The sequence below is a fragment of the Sporosarcina ureae DSM 2281 genome (assembly GCF_000425545.1).
Lineage (GTDB): Bacteria > Bacillota > Bacilli > Bacillales_A > Planococcaceae > Sporosarcina > Sporosarcina ureae.
On record NZ_AUDQ01000001.1, the window covers coordinates 200,900 to 221,956 of the forward strand.

Here is a 21,057-nt window from a genome sequence, read left to right on the forward strand (position 1 = left end):
ATTATAAAACGATTACAAGCCAAATTTCACTGAATAACAGAAAATGTCACCCACTCAGCTTATAAGGGATTGGCGCGTAGGAGGGGCGACTCCTAGAGGATCAGCTCGACAGGTGATACAACCAATAGAGAGCTCGCGACCTGGTTGGCTCACCGCGAGCCCTCAGGAAAGCGTCCCCTCCGAAGCGCCAATCCCTATCCCAACAGCCTGACAGCCTAACCACCTTTTCCAATCCATAAAAAACCACACCGCTTGAAAACGGTGTGGTTTGTATGATCTATTAACGTACGCCTAGTGCAATCTTGGCATAACGTGACATGTTATCGCGGGACCATGGTGGATTCCAAATGATATCTACCACTGTATCCTTCACCTCTGGGAGTTCCATTAGCTCTTGCTCAATATTCGCTACAATCTGTGGACCCATTGGGCAACCCATTGACGTCAGCGTCATCGTAACTTTCGCGACTCCTTCGTCAAGCAACTCTGCATTGTACACCAATCCAAGATTGACGATATCAATACCCAATTCAGGGTCGATGACGTTTTCCAACGCACCAAATAAATACTGCTTAATCTCTTCTTCTGTGTTCATTGAAATGCTCCTCTCTGCTGTGTAGTAATCTTATCTTACCAACATACTACCTTGCACGCAAATGCAGTGCAAGCCAATCGACTGCTGCAAGCATTCCCGGACGTGAAACAGTGTGCCCGGCATTTTCATCAGGCATCCATTTCAATAGCTCCGGCTCGTCTTCGTAATCCTCTTGAATTTCTTCGTAAAATTCTTTCGTAAACTCAAATGGCACCATCGTATCTTGTTCCCCGTGCCAAATGAAAAGTGGACGATGATGCAATCTGCCTGGATTTTGTGATAGATCCACTTGGTCAAGGGCTGCGAATAGTTGCTGCCGTTCTTCTTGAGACACTGGAATTTCCCTACCACCACGCTCTGCGTAAGAAATTTGTCCTTTGGCTAGGCGCGTGAATGCAGGTGAACCCATCATCACGGAAGTTGCGTCGATCCAATCATAATTCGCAAGGCAGCCGAATGTCGTGATTCCGCCCATTGAGGTGCCCCCCATGCCAATTAGTGTATCATCATCAATCAATTGTTTTTCATAAAGTTCAGCATGTAAAACATCTGCTTCTTTAATAGAAGTCAGCACGATGTCCCAAAAGCTTAATGCTAATTGAAATTCATCTAAGGATTCCGAGCGATCACCATGCAGTTTGGCTTCGGGTAAGATGACACGAATTCCTAGTTTAGCTAGGTTATATGCGTAGTGTAAATTATGTTCTTTCGCACTAGTGAATCCATGAAAAAATAGTACAACAGGAATGCGTTCTTTCTCTTTTGACTCTTCTACGATGTGAAGTACCGGGATCTCTTGCCATCTTTCTGAACGAATTAACATGACGATTCCTCTTTTCCTACAATCATTTACTGTTATGTTAGAATAGCAACATATACCAGATAATACAAAACCTTCACCTCATTGCTCATTCTTTTGACTTACTTACACGGTTAACGATAAACTATAAAGACATAACACTCTGGTAGTATAAGCTGTAATAGGAGAGGATTTCTTGAAGCCACATTTGATAGTAGTAGACTTAGATGGAACGTTATTAACGGATGAAAAAGTAATTTCACCCAAAACAGAACAGACACTTCGCACAGCTGTGTCACAAGGACACCATGTGATGATTGCGACAGGAAGACCATACCGTGCTAGTGAAATATATTACCAACAGCTTGGTCTGACGACACCAATCGTCAACTTTAACGGCGCTTTTGTCCACCACCCTACGGACCGTTCATGGCAAACGATTCATGAAACGATTGCGTTGCCAGTCGTCAATGAAGTAGTAGATGCTATGCAGAACTTCTCGGTGGAAAATATTATCGCGGAAGTGATGGATGACGTCTATGCGCACTATCATGATGAGCGCTTTTTGGATATTTTAAACTTTGGCAACCCACTCATCACATCGGGAGACATTCGGAATTCATTAAAAACCGAACCAACTAGCTTGTTAATCCAAGCCGATTCTCTAACAGTTGATCCGATTCGACAGCATCTAGAAGACATACATGCGGAAGTCATCGATCACCGCCGTTGGGGGGCTCCATTTAATATTGTGGAAATAGTGCGTCACGGCCTCAACAAAGCAGTAGGTATTGATGCGGTTTCGAAATGGATGAATGTGCCGAAAGATCGCATCATCGCCTTTGGAGACGAAGACAACGATCTCGAAATGATTGACTATGCGGGTACAGGTGTCGCAATGGGGAATGCCATCGACCGTTTAAAATCCATCGCAGACGAAATAACAGGCACGAATAATGAAGACGGAATTTCACGTATACTGGAAGAACGATTATCCTTACAGAAAAACATCGTCGTATAAGGGGGAAAAGAAATGAAGATTTTTGCGGATAGCGCATGTGATTTACCTTTAGACTTCTTTGAAGAAAACGAAGTTGAACTATTCCCATTAAGCGTTCTTCTAGACGGCAAAGAATACGAAGATATCGTCGAGATCAACTCTAAGGAAGTTTTCGATGCGATCCGTCAAGGGCAGCAACCAAAAACTTCCCAAGCTTCACCCGATCAAATGATGACAACTTGGAAAGACCTTGCAGCATCCGGAGAAGACGGTATCTATATCGCCTTCTCTTCCCAACTGTCAGGAACATACCAAACGGCAGTCATGACGAGTGATCAAGTGAAAGAAGACAACCCTTCTATGAACTTGGCAGTCATCGATACACATTGCGCTTCACTTGGCTATGGTCTACTCGTCAAAGAAGCCGTACGCTTGCGCAATGAAGGCATCGGCATGCGAGAAATCGAACAAGAAATTCGCACAATGGCCACACATATGGAACACCTTTTCACAGTAGAAGACCTAGACTACTTGGCCAAAGGCGGACGCGTATCCAAAGCAAGCGCATTTTTCGGCGGACTACTTAACATTAAACCGCTACTTCACGTAGAAGACGGAAAACTCGTGCCAATTGAAAAACACCGTGGACGCAAAAAAGTTCTACGGCGCATGATCGAAATGATGGAAGAACGCGGCAGCAACCTACAAGAACAAACCATCGCCATCAGCCACGGCGACGATCTAACCACTGCCAAAGAGTTCCAAGAAATGATCCAAGAAGTCATCCAACCAAAAGCAATCGAAATCCACCAAATAGGCTCCGTCATCGGCTCCCACGCCGGCCCCGGAACCATCGCCCTATTCTTCCTCAACAACACAAAAAGCGAATAAAAAAACAGCCCGCATAAACCGCAGACTGTCAAAGACTCAAGAAGAATTCCAATGTTAGGAACTCATCTTGAGTCTTTATTTTCTATTAATTTAACTTTGTAATTTCAATAAAATATGATAGTTAATCGTAAGTGGAAGGCGGCGAGTGCCAAGATGTGCTCCTAACGCTACGCTTTTACTCGCAAAAGCCGTTCTTCGTAACGGCTCTTCCCGATGGATAAGCGTGCGCCTTGAGACCCCGCAGAAGCGAAGCGCACGAGGAGGCTTAAGGCCACGCCCATGGGAAAGCGTCCGCCTGGAACGTTGATCAACAGTGCCTTACCCCTTACTTCTTCTCTCTAACAACTTCTTCAGTCCGTCCCTGCTTGCCCTTCCGTATAACCATATACAAAAACAACGCAAACAGAACAACTACCATAATAGAAGCTATTAGATAAGGCGTATTAAATCCTTTATCCTCTTCAATGATATAAACTTCCGCTAACTCACGATCAAGTACGACATGATACTTATTATCCTTCGTCTCCTTAATCAAATCCTGACCTATTACACCGCGAAGCTTCTTTTTCTCCCCAATCACCGAAGGATCCAGCTCAAAGCTCTGCACTTCCGACGTATTATTGAGCGCAATAATCCACGTCTCCTCTTCAGAAGAACGTTCAAACACAACAAATCCATCTTCATTATGCAGGAACTTGAAATCTCCTGTACGAAGAGTTTCCGAGTCATTACGAAGAGTGTTCAGATCTCCAATCCACTCGTGTAACTCCATATCTGTCTTAAAGTTAAAGAACGGATGGGTTTCTGGTGCCTCTTTACCATTCACTGCAATTTCTGTTGCATAGGGAACTAATGGAACGCCCGGGAGCATGAATTGTGCAACCGTCGCTACTTTCCAACGTGTCGGTGGGAATTGACGAAGTTCCACCATTTTATATGTAAAACGTGGTCCAGTTAAATCATCATACTGCAGTAATTTCCCTGCGTCTTCATTGCTAAACTGATCTAGTGAAGACGTATCCGGGTCTACTTGCACAAATGATTCTTGGATCGCTGCACTTCGTTTTTCAGCCGGCATACTGTCAAATGATGCATCACTCTGTTCATTTGTAATTACGTACAGACCTTCGTTCGCATCTTTCACTGCTTCGATCATTTTATTCAGGAACTCCGTATCCGCATCATTAAGCAATGTTAAACGAAGCCCGTCCAATTCATAATCCGAAACAAATTGCACAGCGAATTCCAGCAGTTCTTGCTGTACAGCAGGATCGCTTACTTCACCTACTAGTGGGAAATCTGCCATGATTTTCAAGTCGCTCGCATGCATTTCTTCAATTAACGCGGTGAACTCTTCCGCTGTACCGAAGTGCGGTTCAATCTCTTGATAATCAAGAACTTCATTTCCATCATACGAAGCCGTTTTAAAAACCGGTCCGACAGAAATCATCGTAAAGTGCATATCGATCAAGTGTTGCAATCGATTGCTGATTCCTGCAAAGTCGCCACCGTTAAAAATAGCTGGATTTTTTGCGTCGGCATCAAAATCATTAGATTCAATCCCATTATTGAAACGGTCGACAAGTAAATCATAGATACTTTCATCGCTGAAAGATCGATCGGTATCTGCAAAAGCGGGTTGTGCTATCGATAGGGCAAGCATACAGGTTGCCAGTAGTCCGATTATTCGTTTCACTTTAGTAAATCCTCCTCATACAAACTCTTCTTTTAGTTTATCAAACGGTAGCAAGCCATGCTATTCTTTCTTATGAAAACTATTGACGCGTTCTGTAAATACGGCAATCTTGTGAAAGTATGATGCCCATGTCAATTTAAAAAAGCAGTGGAGGAAAAACCCTCCACTGCTTGCGCATAGTCATTCGTTATCGTTTTCAGTAAAGAAATTCGGATCCCGCTGTCTACGCGCACTAACTACAACGGAGACCGCAAACAACGCGATCAGCAACAGGATTACCATCAAAAATATCCAGCCGGCCTGTGTTGCCATTTGCTCATCTCCTCTAGTAGTCAGTAGTTATTAGGCGAAAAAGTTGAAGCCCATTGGTAATTTGAAACCTATGAACATCGTAGCAAGTAACGCGATGATGAAGAGAATCCACATAAGCCCCGTGTTCTTCCCTTTATTTCCACGAACAAGAACCATTTCCATAAATCCGATTGTCAAAATACCGAGGACAAATTTGATGCCATATAGCATGGAATCAATAGTCATATGCTTAAAGAATAACGCAGCTCCTGTGATGATGATCAAGACATAGAACAGTCGTAAAATCATATGTGTAATCTTTTTTCCTTTTGTTCCATTTGCCATACTTGCCGCTACTAAAAATAGTACAATACCTACTACCCATGTAAAAATATGCATGTGGGTTGTATCAGTTAAAAATCCCATTACTTCCACCTCATCATTAGTATAGTCGATTGATATTCTACCATATCTTTCAAACTACGACTATTCTGTTGCTTATTTCATAGACCTGCGTATTATTCGAAACGGTTAACTAGTGTTCCGATTCCTTCGATGGATACTTTTACTGTATCGCCTTTTTTCAAGTACGTTGGGGGTGTCATACCTTTACCAACACCCGCTGGCGTACCTGTTAAGATTACATCACCCGGCTCTAATGTGACGTACTTAGAGATTTCAGCGATCAATTCATCTATTTTAAAAATCATATTGGAAGTATTGCCGTTTTGGCGCACTTCATCATTCACTTTTGTTACGACGGATAAATTTTGCGGGTTTGGAATTTCGTCTTTTGTCACCACATAAGGCCCCATCGGACAAGAGTCGTCTAAACTTTTACCTAAGAAGAACTGTTTGTGCTCCGTCTGGATATTGCGTGCTGTAATATCATTACCAATCGTGTAACCAAATACGTAATCATATGCCAGTTGCTTTGGAATGTTTTTGCCTGTCTTGCTGATCACGACAGCCAATTCTCCTTCATAATCCAATGAATCCGTCACTTCACTATGGATCGATAACGTTTGCTCGTCCCCTGCGATGGCTGTTGGAGATTTGGTAAATAGCATCAATTTCTCGGGTGCTTTTGATCCAAGTTCCTCCGCATGGTCAAGATAGTTCTTACCCACACATAACACGTTTTTAGGTGTGCGTGGAATTGGAGACAACCATTCGATGTCAGTAAACGCACGCTTAAACTCCTCTACGTTTCCTTCAGCTTCAGTTTTCTCTACCAATTTCCGAACTTCCTCTAAAAAATCCATACCATGGGAAACGCCTTCAATCATCGTTTTCGGGAAATCAGTTTGTTCCAACGCTTCAGCCATTGCGAGTAAATCCCATACAGCTTCCTCACGTTTAACTTTTGGTCCGAATAAAGTCTGTCCTTCGTAACGGAATGACAATAATTTCATTTCAATACCCAACCCTTTCCATGTGAATTCACATATTCCTATGTTACGACAAAATCTACTTTTTTTCCTCTTTAACGACGAAATTCTTTCCGTAAGACCACTTCCGCCACACAGCTTCAAGTGGTCCCATTCGGAATTTCGTTAACCAAACCTGCGCTACAATGAGCTGAATCGCAAAAATTCCGATTGCCAACCATGTGCCGGTCACTATATCTACTTTACCATATAGACCGACTCCATATGAATAAAATACCATCGTCGCAATCACTGACTGCATAATATACGTTGTAAATGCCATTCTACCAACATTTACAAAAGGTTGCGTAATATTCTTTAAAAATGGAATTTGAAACAGTAATAAAAATAATGCCCCATATCCAAGCGTCAAAATTGGTCCACCAAATATGGATTGAACGAGTAAGATATTTTCGAATTTCGGACCGTCCCAACTCGGGATGTTCTTCAATACGACGCCAATCGGAATGAATACTAGCATGGCCAGTAGCAACTTCCCTTTCAGCGCATACATACGCTCGATGACTTTGAATTTCGATAATGCAGCACCGAACATAATCAACGGTAAAATGATAAAGACCGCTGTGATCGACCCGATGATTTCAAACGTGAAAAATTCATTCAAACGGAAAGCGAAAATATCACCGAACGCACCGTTTGCATAAGCAGCAATCGCTCGTTCGATTTGCTGAACATCTTCAAATCCATCCAACATATTTGATGAAGTTGCACTACGAGTAAGTGCCAAAATACTGTATAACAATAATGTCGGCACAAAATAAATAACGAACGAAAGTGCCAGTAACCATTTCTTCGGAATTCGAATCACCGCAATCATGATGAATCCCATGAGCGCATACGTAAACAAAATGTCACCTGACCAAATGAGTACCGCATGCAACACGCCAAAGATCAGTAGAATTCCCATGCGTCGTGCCATGAATGGTGCGAACTGTGTATTGTTTTTCAATGATTTTTCATACTGCATATTCACACCATAGCCAAATAACATGGCGAATAGTGGATAGAAACTAGCTTCTATAAACACATCGATAAAATGAAACATCGACTGCTCATGCGGAACGGTAAACCACGAATATGGATCCATATACGCATACGGCGAATGGAAATGTAGCATATTCGCAATCAAAATCCCGAGTAACGCAATTCCTCTCAAGTAATCGAGTGCTTCCACCCGTTCAGTTAGAGGTGTAGGAGTCAATTTCAAACGAATTCCTCCTGTAAGCTAATTATTTTTGCTTCGCTGAATAAATAGAGCAACATTTCTTTAATCTCAATCGAAAGAATGGATTCCAGTACGTTTTTATACAAATTCAACTGCGTACCATAACGGACTTGCATTTCTTTTGCAATCGCCTGATCAGAATGAAACTTACTCATATCATCCGTTTTATAATCAACAAGTACCCACTCGCCGTCTTCATGGAACAGACAGTCGGCAATACCTTGTAGCAACTGGAACTCGCCTTCAACAGCAGGAAGTGCATAGGTGAACGGTGTTTCCCGCAACACTTGATCGGCTTGCTTCATCCGTTTGCCAAGTGTCGTTTGGAAAAATGCCACAATCGCTTGAATATCAATCGCAGCCGCTTCTTCTTTCGTCAGCAGTTCACGTCTTTCGAGCTGCTTAACAAATTCCGTTGCACTCGCATGATCTAGTTCCGCCTTCAAATCAAGATGCTGCATGACAGTATGCATCGCCGTTCCAATTTCTGCTTTCGTTAATGAACGCTTCTGCAGAAACGATGGCCGTGAATGAAGGTTCGAGATACGTTTTGTGACGTCAGGTTCCATTTCTTCAAACGGATCGGCATCTCCTCGTTCAATCTCCAGCAACGCAATCCGTTTCAACTCACTGACGGATTGTTTGGAAGACAGTTCCACTGCAAAGTCAAACGGATAATGTGCATCAAAACGACTTTGCACTTCTTCCACCAACTTCGGATCCGCCACGGCTGTTTCTTGATCGACAGGTATCCAGTCCTCAATCTCCACTTCATTCGTACTGTGGAAAGCAGAAAACGGGTAGGCATTTACTTCCCATGATGACGGATCATCCATCAGTGCTCCACCAGTCGTCTTACCAAACTTACCAAAATCCATGTGGCGCGCAACGGCTGGACCTATCCAGTCGAGATAACCGGTTGCCCGTGAACGTGTGTATTCCGGCAGTGGTTCATTTTCATCCAACAACTGTGCTTCTTGCCACTTGTTCATCGTCTTTTCAATGTCTTTAACGGAAGCAATCAATTCCAAATGCTCTTTAGCACGTGTCATCGCTACGTAGAGCACGCGCATTTCCTCTGCCCGCATCTCTAGTTCCTTTTTTTCTTTAATCGCTAGGAACGGCAGCGACGTGAACATAATTCGTTTATCCGGATCGATCGCTTTGACAGCGAGTCCGAAATGCTGATCAAATAAATACGGATTATGGAAGTCCATTTTATTGAACGGACGTCCCATTCCCGCTAAAAATACATACGGGAACTCCAACCCTTTTGATGAGTGAATGGTCATGATCCGCACGACGTTTTCCTTTTCGCTCATGAACCGTGCTTCCCCGAGATCATCGCCGCGTTTACGCATGCGGTCGATAAAGCGAAGGAAACGGAACAATCCACGGAAAGACGTCTTTTCATAAGCCATCGCCCGGTCATGTAACGCACGTAGATTGGCTTGGCGCTGTTTACCGTTCGGCAAGATTCCAACCATTTCATAATAATGCGTATCTTGATATACTTGCCAGATCAATTCGGATAACGAACCGTGCCGCGCCATATTCCGCCAGTCTTCAAGTAATAGGAAAAAGCGTTGAAGTTTTTCCTGTGTAGCAGGGTTCACTCCTGCACCACCTGTCTGCATGAATAATTGCAGTGCTTCATAAAACGTGGCATTACGATTGACGAGACGAATTTGCGCTAACTCATTTTCGGTCATGCCTACGAATGGCGCACGTAACACCGACACAAGCGGAATATCTTGGTATGGATTATCGACGACACGCAATGTATTGAGCATAATCATCACTTCAATAGCGTCAAAATAACCCGAAGATAAGGAGACATAAACAGGTATCCCAGCGGCTTTTAGTTCATCCGCAATTTCACTCGACCATGTCATCGAGCGCATGAGTATGACAATATCCCTGTATTCGAGTGGACGTTGCTTACCGCTGAATGCATCTGCCACCTGCGCCTGCTCATCTTTCCACGCCTTAATCTTCTGTGCAATACATCGCGCTTCTACTTGAGACTTCTTCAGCTCTTGCTGTGCTTCTTGCTCTTCAGACATGTCCTCTTCTTCATTTTCATACAAAATCGTCAATCCAGCTGAAACGTCTTTTTCGGGATATTGCGCACCGTACTTTAGCGCAGCCGCATCGTCATATTCAATTTCTCCAACACGTGTCCCCATGATCTGCCTAAAAATAAAGTTCGTTGCATCGAGCACTTCTTTACGGCTACGGAAGTTGGCATTTAAGTCGATTTTCAATCCTTGATCCCCTACATCTGATGTAAACCGATCATACTTTCCTAAAAACAAGCCGGGCTCTGCCAGACGGAATCGGTAAATTGACTGCTTGACGTCCCCTACCATGAATAAATTGCCGTCTGTTTCTCCGCCTTGCTTCACTAACTGCAATATCGCTTCCTGCAAGAAGTTCGTATCTTGATACTCATCCACCAATACTTCTGCAAATCGATTTCGGTAATCGTTCGCAATATCAGAAGGAACGCGCTCACCGTCTACTTCTTCGGATAAAATCTGTAACGCATAATGCTCGAGATCCGAGAAGTCCACTAAGCCGCGCTCTTCTTTCAATGCTTGGTAACGCGTGGTGAAATCTTCTACCAATCCGACAAGCGTGTGCATAAGTGGCGCCATCAAACGGATTTCTTCTAATAATCTTGCAGGCGTTCGAGTAAAGTAGGTATCTTTCAATGCATTGACGATTTTCTTCACTTGATCACGCATCGATTTACCACGCGCAGCCAAATCTTCGTCACATGAATCTTTACGAATCGTACCTGCCTTGACCCACTTCAACGTCTGGAAGTATGCAAAGGCATCTTCCCATTTGCCGTGAAGCATATAGTCAAGTGCTCCATCAATCCACGCTTCATCGGCTTTCGCAGTTTCAAGCAAAGGTAGCGGTCCATCATTCATTTCCGCCACTCGTTGTAAATCACGCGTAACCGTTTTCGCCTCTTCAAGCGTATGCTGGATCGATACTTTCAGCGAATCGATGAACGATAAGCCGTCGATCGTCGCATCATCTCCAATTTCATATTGTTGCGGGATGAGCTCTAGCCACTGTGATGGATTCGGATGTACACGGGAGTAATCATAAAGTTTATCAATCAGCGTCTCGATCGCCTGGTCATTACGGTCTGCAGTGAAACTATCACTTAGACGATAAATTGCTTCGGGATCCGGCTGACTGTAGGCATCTTCCAAAACAAGTGCAATCGTATCATCACGTAAAATCGCTGCCTCGGTTGCATCGGCAATACGGAACCCAGGATCTATATCGAGAACATACGAATACTGCCGAACAACTTGCAGACAAAATGAGTGCAAGGAAGAAATCTGTGCTTTATTTAGTAGATTCAACTGTCTGCGCAAATGGACGGAAGAAGGATCTTGAACGATCGCTTCCTCGAGCGCACTGGCCATACGATGACGCATTTCGGCCGCTGCCGCATTTGTGAACGTCACAACGAGTAACTGATCCACATCTATCGGCTGTTCCGTGTTCAATACTTTTTCAATCATCCGCGTGATGAGGACTTTTGTTTTCCCTGAACCTGCCGCAGCAGATACGAGAATATCTTTCCCGGACGCGTGGATGGCTTTCCATTGATCGTCCGTAAAGGTCTCATGTGGCGGCTTATCTGGAATTCGCATCTGGATCGATCTCCTTCCTCATCTTTTCTAATGAATCTTCCGGCTTATAGGCCGTATAGTTTCGTGTAGGCTGTGTCGGATCAGTGCTGTCAAACTGACAAATCGACTGATACGAACAGAACGTGCACGGCATATGTTCTTTCAGGCGGTACGGATAGACTCGTGTATCACCTGACAGCATGCCGTCCCCTGCCTGCTGATGTTTCTTACGGACATATGAACGCAAAATATTAATATCTTCAGGAGGTACGACTTTTGAACTCGAATAAAACGAGCCGTCTTTCTTTAAGCGCGCTGGAATAATTAATGACTCACTTTCGATGTTGTCATCCATTGCCAACGCAACGTCTGCATCTTCCAGTATATAACCTTGCATTTTATAGGATTTCAATAATTCTTTTTCCACAGCATCTTCGTTCAACTCTTTCGTCAAACGCAGCATCGGATTGTGAACGTACATATACAACACACCAGCGGGATTTGCGTAGACGCCAAGCCAATCTTCCGCATGCTCAAGTGCAACGTCTAAATACGTCAGCATTTGCAACGATAAGCCGTAATACACTTCGGTCAAGTCAAGTGCACGAGCCGACGATTTATAATCGACTACTCGCAAATACGTTTGTTCGTCTTTTTTCATCGTATCAATTCGGTCGATTCGCCCTCGAATATGCATCTGTTGACCATTTTTTAGATTGATTTCAAGCGGTGCAATTTCTTCATCCGGACCAAAACCTGCTTCGATCGCAATTGGCGTGAAGCTTGAATTACGCGCCTGCGACTGTAAGGCACGGATCGTCCGTTGAATGATTTGCATCAACTTTCGTTGAATATATGCATAGCGTTGACTCGACAATAAAATTCGATGGAAGAACTTCGGCGCGAGTGCATCGATCGCTTCACGGCCTAACTGCCAGCACTGTTCTTTCGTTAACGCAGCCCAAGACAAACCTTGGCGCATGACTTCATCGGAAACCCACTTCAATGCCGCATGGAATAAATCCCCGATATCCGGTGCTTCAAGCTGGAATTCAAAGCGCTCTTGCAAATTCAGTCCATACGTCGTGAAATGTTGGAACGGACAACTGTAATACGATTCTATTCTAGAAACACTCGTTGTAAAGGACGATCCGTATAAACCTGCCGTCAGTTCTGTATCGAGCAATTCGGTCTTCTGTCGCTTCAATGCTGGTTGTACGATTGACTCTATAACCGAAGACCATAGTGGATCTTCTTTATAATACGCAAGAACCGCTTGCCATTCAGGTGCGATTTCTTCATGAGTTGACGCTTGTCGCATAATACGAATTGCATAAGATAGAGCTACATCAGGATGTTCGATATAGGCAAGCTTGTCTTCTACTTCGGACAATTCCGTTGGCTCCATGACAGCGATCTCGGTAGGTATATTCGATACAATCTGCTGTAATCTAGGAATGTAAAGAGAGGGAATCAACGCTTTCCCTTCCTCATCCGCAATGGGATAGCTAACAGTCAAACGCGCACTCGCTCCGGTAAACGCACGATATGCCATATATGATTCGCGCATGAGCTGAAGCTTTGTCGTAGGCGCAAGCGTAATGCCAATTTCACTAAACAACTCTCGGTCACTGTCCGACAGCAACCCTTCGTGATCATTGCGCAGTGGTAATACCCCTTCATTCGCACCAAGTACAAACACTGCTTCAACACCCATCGAATTAAATAACTCCATAGTTGTCACAGTGACTTGATCGAGCGAAGGCGGAATCAATTTGAATTCAAGTGTATCGAAACCTTCATCCAATATTTTAATCGCTTCTGCAATCGGTAGTTGCTTCTCTCCAAACATCAGGACAAACTGATCCAACACATTAATCCAACTCGTCCACGCTTGTTCATGTTCCGCTGCTGCTTGCAAACGATTATTCGTATGTTCTGTTTGTTGTAATTCTATAATCTTATCGTAGATACGAAGAGACTCTATTGTGTAAAACAATGCTTCCGCCACGTCCCGACCAGTACGAGCAGACTGTAACTTCTGCTGCAATTGCTCGATCGGCTCGCGAATCATATTGCGCGTCTCAGCAAACTCCGCTTGTGTCGCCAGTTCTTCATCTGTCTGTACAGTACGGACTTTTTCCAGCCCTCTATAGCGACTAACTTTCCAACGCTCTTCATCTTGCCAGCGAGATTTGCCATGAATTCCTTTAGCCAATACGAAATTCTCCAAGCGGTCTGCCCGCTCTCTCCATACTTGCTTGCTTTCATTTACAGGGAAAAACAGGTCGGTCTTCACTGCTCTAAACACCGCTTCATATGACCAATCGGTACGCACCGCCTCAAGTAATGAACGCACAAATTCGATCAATGGATGATGAAGCATCGGTTTCTTCTGACTAATGAACACCGGAATAGCATATTGCGTGAATATGTTCTGAATCAATTCGTTATAGACATCCGGTTGTCGGTTTAACACCGTCATCCCTCGGTACCGCTTGCCTTCACGCATCATCTTGCGAATCGAACGCGCTACTGCATGAACTTCCGCACGGCGATTCGACGCTTCGATGATCTGGATCGCCCCTTCCGATTCAAACGATTCAGGAGGATAGTGATCAAACTGCTCTTCCAAATGCGCCAATTCTTGATTCGAAAAGCGCTGCAACTCCGTCAAATGAACGCGTTCTTCACGATCGACAGACTCACTGTATGCTAGTTGCTGAAGCGTTTCGTACTGTTGCTGCGCAGTATGGAATAATTCATGCGCCCCGTTATGCACTTTTTCCTCCATTGGCAACACGACCGTCACACGTTTCGTATATTTCATTAATTGCGTAATAATCGTATATTCCTGAGTCGTGAAATCACCGAAGCCGTCTATGTAGATCGATGCATCTTGTAGCCACTCCGAATGTGCCAACTGATCTGCTAGCGCATTGAGTTGCCCTTCGCTGTCCATATTGGTCGTGCCAAGACGTTCTTCAATTTTCTCTAGCAACAACTGCAAGTCATGCGCCTTATCCTGCAAAATCCGTGGTGCTTGCTTATCCGCAAGTGACGCCTTCAGTTCACTAAACGCTTGCTGATCGATACAATATTTACTGAATTCCTTCATGACGTCACTAATCTGCTCAGCGAATCCATGCTTCGAAGCCGCTTGTTTAAATAACTTGAACGAGTCTTTATTGTCTTCAAGCACACTGCGGACGAGCATGCGATAGCCGAAGCTGTCTACTTCTTCGCGCGTGATGCCACCCACTTCTTGCAGAACCCGCCACGCCAGTCGTTTGAATGTCAGGACTTGGGCACGAATCATGCCGGACAGTCCAGATTTGACGGACAGGCTATATTCCATAGAATAAGATAACTGATCGGGTACGATGACGATAATAGGCGCCCCCATCGGTCGTTCTTTCAATTCTTGCGCGATTTCTCGCTCAATAAAAGTCGTTTTCCCTGTTCCGGAGCGACCGGTAATAAAGCGAAGCGTCATGTTTCTCTCCCCTTTCGTTGGATGTTGGATTTATATAAGGTTTTTAAAGTAATTAGTTGTTTTAATCGTCCAAGTGCTTTTGTATTCCGTTTCTATTTAACCTGCCTAATAAGCGGCGTTCAGTTGTGGTTCTTGCACGTGCTTTTCTTTTTCCTGTTCAATTAGGAGGTTGTGGTTTAGCTAGCGATCTAAGTGGCAAATTCATTGTACCCACTTCGGCGCTGGTGGATGGCTTTCGCGATGAGCCACAGACAGGAAGTTCGCCTATCTCTGTCTCATCGCTACGCCTACCACAGCAGGCGCCTTCGTTGCATCGGGTGTAGGGCAGTTCGTATACTTCTTTTTCAAAAATAGAAGATCAGTATCACTAAGTCACTGATTTTATTCTTGTTAGAACCACAATCAAAATTAAAACTACTCAGTAGCACAGGCACAACTGCGGGGTAGGCCGTGGCCAGGAGACAACTGGCAGCTCCACCGCCAGCTGGCTCCTGGCTGTAGGCAATCCCCCACGTGCCTGTGCGGGTCCAGAAAGCAAACACTCAGCGACTTCAGCCTCCAACAACCAGTCGAGCAACGACCCCAACACCATATATCTTTATATTCACTTGAACTTTCTATAAGAAGATAATTTTCCAAAACACAATGACCAAAACCACCCTGTAGTTGATCTGCGTGGAAGGCGGCGACTCCCGCGGGAATAGCAATCACTTCTGCGATTAAAAGCGAAGCGTTATGAGCATGAGCCTTGAGACCCCGGACAGATGCCTTAATTTCTGCAAGTACACAGAAATACGGCAAAGCGAACCCTTCGCTGTTCGCTTGGCTCAAGCCATGCCCGCAGGAAAGCGTCCGCCTGGAACGAAGATCAACGGTGCCTCCCCCATCACTCCTCTTTATTTCAGAAAGCAAAAAATCCTGCCACTCTTTCTTCCATTGTACCGAAAGAAAAGAGAGACAGGAACCGTTAACCTCTATTCTTTTTCACCATTACCATGCACACTAGAAAAACTCCTAAAATCGTCCTCCACCTTCCGCGTCAACCTACGCTCAAACCATTTCCCTACCAACCACAGCAAGAAAATCACAACGAACATAATCAACGTCCGGATCGGCTGCGTAACGAGCGCTCGCACATCATAGCCGATAAACGTAATCATCATAATCATCACGAGCTTACCAAGCATCAACACGAACAAATAATTCTTCTTATTCATATTCGACAAGCCCGCCACGAGATTCACCAAAGCAGAAGGAGTAAACGGAAAACAAATTAAGACAAACAACGGACCAAAGCCATTACGCTCGACCCAATGAATAAGCTGTTGTACTTTTTTAGGACGCGTCAGGAACGAGAAGAACTTGTTGCCGCCAAATCTACGGACGAGCAAGAACACGACATACGAACCCGCTACGGTTCCCGCCCAGGAAAGTGCAAAGCCTAGCCAAAAACCGAACGCGATGGCATTGGCAATGACAAATACGAAGAGCGGCAGGAACGGTAGGAATGCTTCCAAAAACGTTGGAATTAACCCCATCAAAAAACCTAGCGCCTCATACTCCTCTGCCAAATCTTCCACTTTATCAATTGTTAGCCATTCATTCATCGCTGACACCCTCACTGGTTTTCATAATTTTTAGTCATAATGCTGTAGAATATGTTGAATTATAGTATACTAGCTCCTAGATTGGTAAAAGAAAGATGGGCTGCCTAGTGAATACAACCTTTTCTCATGGCCTGAAGGCAGGATTGAGCATTGCAATCGGCTATTTTCCCGTTGCGCTGACGTTCGGACTGCTCGCTAAAACGACCGGCCTCTCTATTATGGAAGCAACTGCAATGAGTCTATTCGTCTACGCAGGAGCGGCTCAGTATATGGCGCTTAGTTTACTTGCGACTGGCGTTGCTCCGTGGCTCATCGTGACGAATACATTTATCGTCAATATCCGGCACTTCCTCATGACGGCTGCTCTAAGTGAAAAAGTGGAACCCGCACCGAAATGGAAGAAGGCTATTTATGCTTTCGGCATCACCGACGAAACATTTTCCGTTCTCGCCACACAACAGAATCGACAGATCACGACCGCCTTCGCATTCGGTGTGGCTTTGATCGCTTATAGCAGTTGGGTGATCTTCACAGCGGTAGGTCACGTCATTGGGGCCAACTTGCCGCAATTTCTACAACAAGCCATGTCTGTTGCGCTGTATGCAATGTTCATCGGCTTGCTCGTCCCATCTATGAAAGGCAATCGCAAAGTGGTGTTGCTCGCAGCGATAGCAGCAGCCATTCATTGCGTGCTCTATTACACGCATCTATTGTCTACTGGATGGTCGATATTGGTCGCGACGCTCGCTTCCGCTATCTTCGTTGAGATTCTATATGTAAAGAGTAATAAAAACGTCGAACGCTTTACTGAACAAAAGGAGGAAAACTGATGGGCTCTACTTATTGGTGGATGTTGCTCGGCATGGCTATCGCCACATACGTGCCTCGAATGATTCCGCTGACCATTCTCGATGGCAAGGAATTGCCGCCAATTGTTAGCGGCGTGTTACGCAACATTCCCTATGCAGTACTCGGTGCACTTATTTTCCCTGCTATTTTACATATCCAAGATGATATTCTCTTTGGCATAATAGGTGCTGTTACAGCATTCGCTTTAGCGTTCATCGGCCTCGACGTAATGTTTGTCGTGATTGGTACAATTGCCACGCTAGCTGTCTACAGTTTATTTTAACTCGTACTCTCACTATTCCCCACAGTGCAGACAATTAAAACAGCTACTAGCTAGTATTCGTAACAAAAAAGCGGTTCTCAAAGCATATATGCTCTTTGAAAACCGCTTTTCTTCATTCCTCGGCTTGATTCAGTCGCGCATTCTTCACCATGCGCGACGCAAACCAAAAACCTACTGTCAATGACACAGCATCCGCCACATACAACATCCAGTTATGCGTATAGCCTGCATAGACGGAAGCTGCAATGAGAGATACTGTCAAAATTAATCCAACGACGTGATGAAATGTCACGCGCGTAAAAAATACAACTAAAATCCCTGGCAACAACATCGCAAACATCAACTTCGTTTCGAAATCATGCATATTGTTCTCCCCTTTTATCGTACAACCACAATACCTAGACGGAAGTGGTCATGACGGAACAGCACTTGTTGCTTCAGTCGTACCTCTTGATCGCGGCCGATTACTTGTAAACGACAATGTGCAGCGTTGACTTGGATGGCATCATACAGTTGATCTTCATTATGAATCGAGATCCCGTTCACCGACTTGATCAAATCACCTGGAACAATGCCCATTTTCTCTGCTGGTGAATCGGCAAGAACGGCTACTACATATACACCTTCCGATTGAGGCACTAACAACACTTGCTTGTTGCGTTCTGATAGTGAAATCATAGCGCTCAACAAGATACGGCATAGAACACCCGCAATTAATGCAGCCCAACCAAGTACTGGCATCCAGATCGCACCAATACCTACAAGCACGACAGCTACACCAAGCCAAGCGATTGCTTTTCCCATCTTAGGAAGCAGCACGTCTGGGAACGTAGAACGTACCAGTTGCGAAAATCCAATCACTAGAGGTACCGGAATGAATGAAAATTGCTCTGAACCTAATGTGAATTGTGGCCAGTATGGAGCATATTCCGCCACCATATGTCCAGGTACTAAAAATACAACAGGCACGAGCCAAAGTAACTTCGATTGATAAATTGCCCCACGCATTCCGCGCTGAGTCGGAACGAATGTTGGAGACGTATGACGCGCCGCGTGACGACGAACCAATAAGCCTTCCGAAATTAACAACAACCCTGCAATAATCGGTACCGTTATGGCTAATGTACCGAAGAAGTCCAGATCTTCTAGAACGAACCATGTGCCGATTGAAAAATCTCCTGCAAAACGATCCAATGCCCATAGCGCAAAAAATGCGAGAGTAACATAGTAGATCGGTGATGCTAGTTTATAAGAGAATGAGACAATAACGAGCAACATGATAACGGATAAAATGATGATCCAGTTAAAGTCGACGATCAACCCTACACCTGCGATTAGAATCGACAGGACGAGACCGTGCAACCAACCTACTGAAAGAATGTGTTTCATTTCAGTGGAACCTTTGTTTATGCCTACATTGAAATCTGTTCGTTCGCGGCTTACCCGTTTACTGCCCAGCATATAGGCAGCCACTAAAGCGATTAGCCAGACTGGATTCAGAAAAAAGTAAAGTACTGCTTCTTGTAAATTGAGTAATAGTTCGCTAGACATCTTCTGTCACCTTTCTCGCTTATCTTTACAGCTCTTTTCTTCATTGTACAAAAAAAGAAAGAAAATAGCGAGAGAGTTCTTAAGGAAGTTCCAATTTAAGCTAAATTGCACAACAAAAAAAGAGGCTGTCCGCGAGTGTCCTGTTGCCAAGACCTTGCCGAACCGCCTCTACTATTATTTTTCCAGTTCATTGACGAGGAAATCGACCGCCATTCGCAACTGTTTGTCGTTCTTTCGTTCTGCTCGATATTCTTCTGCAGCTGTTTTCAATGCAGTAAAGAATTCTCTGTCCATATCATAGCCTTCCTTGATTTCATACTCCGCACGGAATGCTTGCACAGCTTCTGCCGTTTCACGATCGAAATAGCCATCCGTTCTACCTGGACGGTGATCAAACGCTTTGAGCATGCGTTGCGCATAAGCTACTTGATCATTGAAATGCCCTTCTTTCATCGTGTCCGTCACCATCTGCAAGTGCTCTGTGAATAACGTGTGCTGTTTTACTTCAATATCCGCTGTGACCCCTTTACCATGAATCCATTTCTCTTTAGGCGTCAACCACTTACTCGTCGACAGCTTCAATTCTCCGCCATTGGATAATTCCATCGTTTCCTGCACCGTTCCTTTTCCGAAACTTGTTGTGCCGATGATCTCACCACGTTTTAGATCTTTGATTGCTGCACTTAACACTTCACTTGCCGACGCGCTGCCGACGTCTTGTATGACGACAACCGGAATTTGTTTCAACCGTTCATTGAATGAAAGCTTCTCGTCTTTCTCCGTTGAGACAGGCGTCAAATTCCCCTGTGCATCTTGCATCACGACGAACGTTCGATCTTCTTCTAATAGACTACTGGAAATTTCAGATACTGCCTTCAAATAGCCGCCTGGATTACCTCGGAGATCGATGATGATAGCTTGGGCACCTTTTTTGATGACGTCAGACGTAGCCTTTTGCCACTCTTTTGCAGTCTCTTCACCAAACATGCTTAGCGCTATGTACCCCAGCTTAGCATCCCGTTCTTTAATCAGCTGATGCGACACAGACTGCACGGGCATATGATCGCGTGTGATCGTGTATTCCATATGCTTATCCGCTTCAGGTCGAAAAATCGTCAATTTTACTTCTGTTCCTTTATCGCCGCGTATCATATTCACTACATCGCGTAATGTTTCATTGGCCAAACGTTCCCCATTGACACGCACAATTTCATCATACGGCAGTAATCCTGCCTTTTCTGCTGGCCCCCCTTTAATTGGGGCTACGATAACATACTTGCCGTTCGTCCGTGTCATTTCCGCACCGATCCCTACACGTGATCCTGCGAGTGATTCCCGATGAGACTCCGCTTCCTGCCCGGTCAGATACGTCGAATACGGATCGCCGATTGTATCGGTCATACCACGCAATGCCCCTTCAATCAGCTCGTCCTTCTTGACCGGGTATACGGCTCTCTCCTGAATCTTTTCAAACACCTCATCCACTACAGGCAACTTACTGATCGACTCATTCTTTGCAGCTTCTTCCTTACCACATCCATTTAGCCATATGACGCCGATTAGTAATAACACCCCCACCAAAAAAAGCCTGCTCTTACGCATTCATAACCTCCTCCTCTCTTCACTATATGAAGGGAGACAAGAAGTTACGACACGAGAAC

At 44.6% G+C, this 21,057-nt stretch carries 17 protein-coding genes; 4 read left to right on the forward strand and 13 right to left on the reverse strand.

Translation table 11 applies throughout. The features are described 5' to 3' along the window. Nucleotides 1-280 precede the first annotated feature (280 nt). Together H605_RS0101015 and H605_RS0101020 are read right to left on the reverse strand one after the other, a co-directional pair. Nucleotides 281-595, reverse strand: coding sequence for a metal-sulfur cluster assembly factor (locus H605_RS0101015; RefSeq protein WP_029052483.1), 315 nt, complete (start codon nucleotides 593-595; stop codon nucleotides 281-283). A 46-nt stretch (nucleotides 596-641) separates the two neighbouring features. After that, the gene (locus H605_RS0101020) at nucleotides 642-1,418 is read right to left on the reverse strand and encodes a prolyl oligopeptidase family serine peptidase (protein ID WP_029052484.1); all 777 of its coding nucleotides are present in this window, start codon (nucleotides 1,416-1,418) and stop codon (nucleotides 642-644) included. Between the two features lie 172 nt (nucleotides 1,419-1,590). On the opposite strand from H605_RS0101020, the gene H605_RS0101025 reads away from it, so the two are divergent. Together H605_RS0101025 and H605_RS0101030 are read left to right on the forward strand one after the other, a co-directional pair. After that, nucleotides 1,591-2,415 (forward strand): Cof-type HAD-IIB family hydrolase, encoded by an 825-nt coding sequence (locus tag H605_RS0101025; protein ID WP_029052485.1) that lies wholly within the window; start codon nucleotides 1,591-1,593, stop codon nucleotides 2,413-2,415. Nucleotides 2,416-2,427: 12 nt separating this feature from the next. Continuing rightward, on the forward strand, nucleotides 2,428-3,285 hold the full coding sequence (locus tag H605_RS0101030; protein WP_029052486.1) for a DegV family protein: 858 nt from the start codon (nucleotides 2,428-2,430) through the stop codon (nucleotides 3,283-3,285). Between the two features lie 325 nt (nucleotides 3,286-3,610). Here H605_RS0101030 and H605_RS0101040 read toward each other — a convergent pair whose 3' ends face one another. The 8 genes from H605_RS0101040 to H605_RS0101080 all read right to left on the reverse strand — a co-directional run bounded on the left by H605_RS0101040 (nucleotide 3,611) and on the right by H605_RS0101080 (nucleotide 16,713). Beyond that, nucleotides 3,611-4,981 carry an alpha-amylase family glycosyl hydrolase gene (locus H605_RS0101040; RefSeq protein ID WP_029052487.1) on the reverse strand — a complete coding sequence of 457 codons (1,371 nt, stop codon included), beginning with the start codon at nucleotides 4,979-4,981 and terminating at the stop codon, nucleotides 3,611-3,613. A gap of 180 nt (nucleotides 4,982-5,161) precedes the next feature. Further along, on the reverse strand, nucleotides 5,162-5,293 hold the full coding sequence (locus H605_RS19325) for a resistance to Congo red protein (protein WP_233201620.1): 132 nt from the start codon (nucleotides 5,291-5,293) through the stop codon (nucleotides 5,162-5,164). A 30-nt stretch (nucleotides 5,294-5,323) separates the two neighbouring features. Further along, nucleotides 5,324-5,698 carry a YisL family protein gene (locus H605_RS0101050; RefSeq protein ID WP_029052488.1) on the reverse strand — a complete coding sequence of 125 codons (375 nt, stop codon included), beginning with the start codon at nucleotides 5,696-5,698 and terminating at the stop codon, nucleotides 5,324-5,326. A gap of 92 nt (nucleotides 5,699-5,790) precedes the next feature. Further along, complete coding sequence (locus H605_RS0101055; protein ID WP_029052489.1) at nucleotides 5,791-6,687, reverse strand: fumarylacetoacetate hydrolase family protein; 897 nt, start codon at nucleotides 6,685-6,687, stop codon at nucleotides 5,791-5,793. 55 nt (nucleotides 6,688-6,742) lie between these two features. Beyond that, nucleotides 6,743-7,930, reverse strand: a complete 1,188-nt coding sequence (locus H605_RS0101060; RefSeq protein ID WP_029052490.1) for a DUF418 domain-containing protein — start codon at nucleotides 7,928-7,930, stop codon at nucleotides 6,743-6,745. Beyond that, a complete protein-coding gene (gene addA, locus H605_RS0101065) occupies nucleotides 7,927-11,631 on the reverse strand; it encodes a helicase-exonuclease AddAB subunit AddA (RefSeq protein WP_029052491.1) in 3,705 nt (1,234 codons plus the stop codon). The genes H605_RS0101060 and addA overlap by 4 nt, the downstream gene beginning before the upstream one ends. Beyond that, entirely contained in the window at nucleotides 11,615-15,106 is a 3,492-nt protein-coding gene (addB, locus tag H605_RS0101070; RefSeq protein ID WP_029052492.1) for a helicase-exonuclease AddAB subunit AddB, read from the reverse strand. The genes addA and addB overlap by 17 nt, the downstream gene beginning before the upstream one ends. A 974-nt stretch (nucleotides 15,107-16,080) precedes the next feature. Continuing rightward, nucleotides 16,081-16,713 (reverse strand): TVP38/TMEM64 family protein, encoded by a 633-nt coding sequence (locus tag H605_RS0101080; protein WP_029052494.1) that lies wholly within the window; start codon nucleotides 16,711-16,713, stop codon nucleotides 16,081-16,083. A 107-nt stretch (nucleotides 16,714-16,820) separates the two neighbouring features. Between H605_RS0101080 and H605_RS0101085 the strand changes: the two genes are divergently transcribed. Both H605_RS0101085 and H605_RS0101090 read left to right on the forward strand, forming a co-directional pair. Continuing rightward, nucleotides 16,821-17,543 carry an AzlC family ABC transporter permease gene (locus tag H605_RS0101085; protein WP_029052495.1) on the forward strand — a complete coding sequence of 241 codons (723 nt, stop codon included), beginning with the start codon at nucleotides 16,821-16,823 and terminating at the stop codon, nucleotides 17,541-17,543. After that, nucleotides 17,543-17,845, forward strand: a complete 303-nt coding sequence (locus H605_RS0101090) for an AzlD domain-containing protein (RefSeq protein ID WP_029052496.1) — start codon at nucleotides 17,543-17,545, stop codon at nucleotides 17,843-17,845. Before H605_RS0101085 ends, H605_RS0101090 begins: the two co-directional genes overlap by 1 nt. A 112-nt stretch (nucleotides 17,846-17,957) precedes the next feature. On the opposite strand, the gene H605_RS0101095 is transcribed toward H605_RS0101090, so the two are convergent. The 3 genes from H605_RS0101095 to H605_RS0101105 form a co-directional block, all read right to left on the reverse strand. After that, nucleotides 17,958-18,209, reverse strand: a complete 252-nt coding sequence (locus tag H605_RS0101095) for a CsbA family protein (RefSeq protein ID WP_029052497.1) — start codon at nucleotides 18,207-18,209, stop codon at nucleotides 17,958-17,960. A gap of 14 nt (nucleotides 18,210-18,223) precedes the next feature. Next, the gene (locus tag H605_RS0101100) at nucleotides 18,224-19,396 is read right to left on the reverse strand and encodes a PDZ domain-containing protein (protein WP_029052498.1); all 1,173 of its coding nucleotides are present in this window, start codon (nucleotides 19,394-19,396) and stop codon (nucleotides 18,224-18,226) included. A 174-nt stretch (nucleotides 19,397-19,570) separates the two neighbouring features. Further along, nucleotides 19,571-20,998 (reverse strand): S41 family peptidase, encoded by a 1,428-nt coding sequence (locus H605_RS0101105; RefSeq protein ID WP_029052499.1) that lies wholly within the window; start codon nucleotides 20,996-20,998, stop codon nucleotides 19,571-19,573. Between the last annotated feature and the right edge of the window lie 59 nt (nucleotides 20,999-21,057).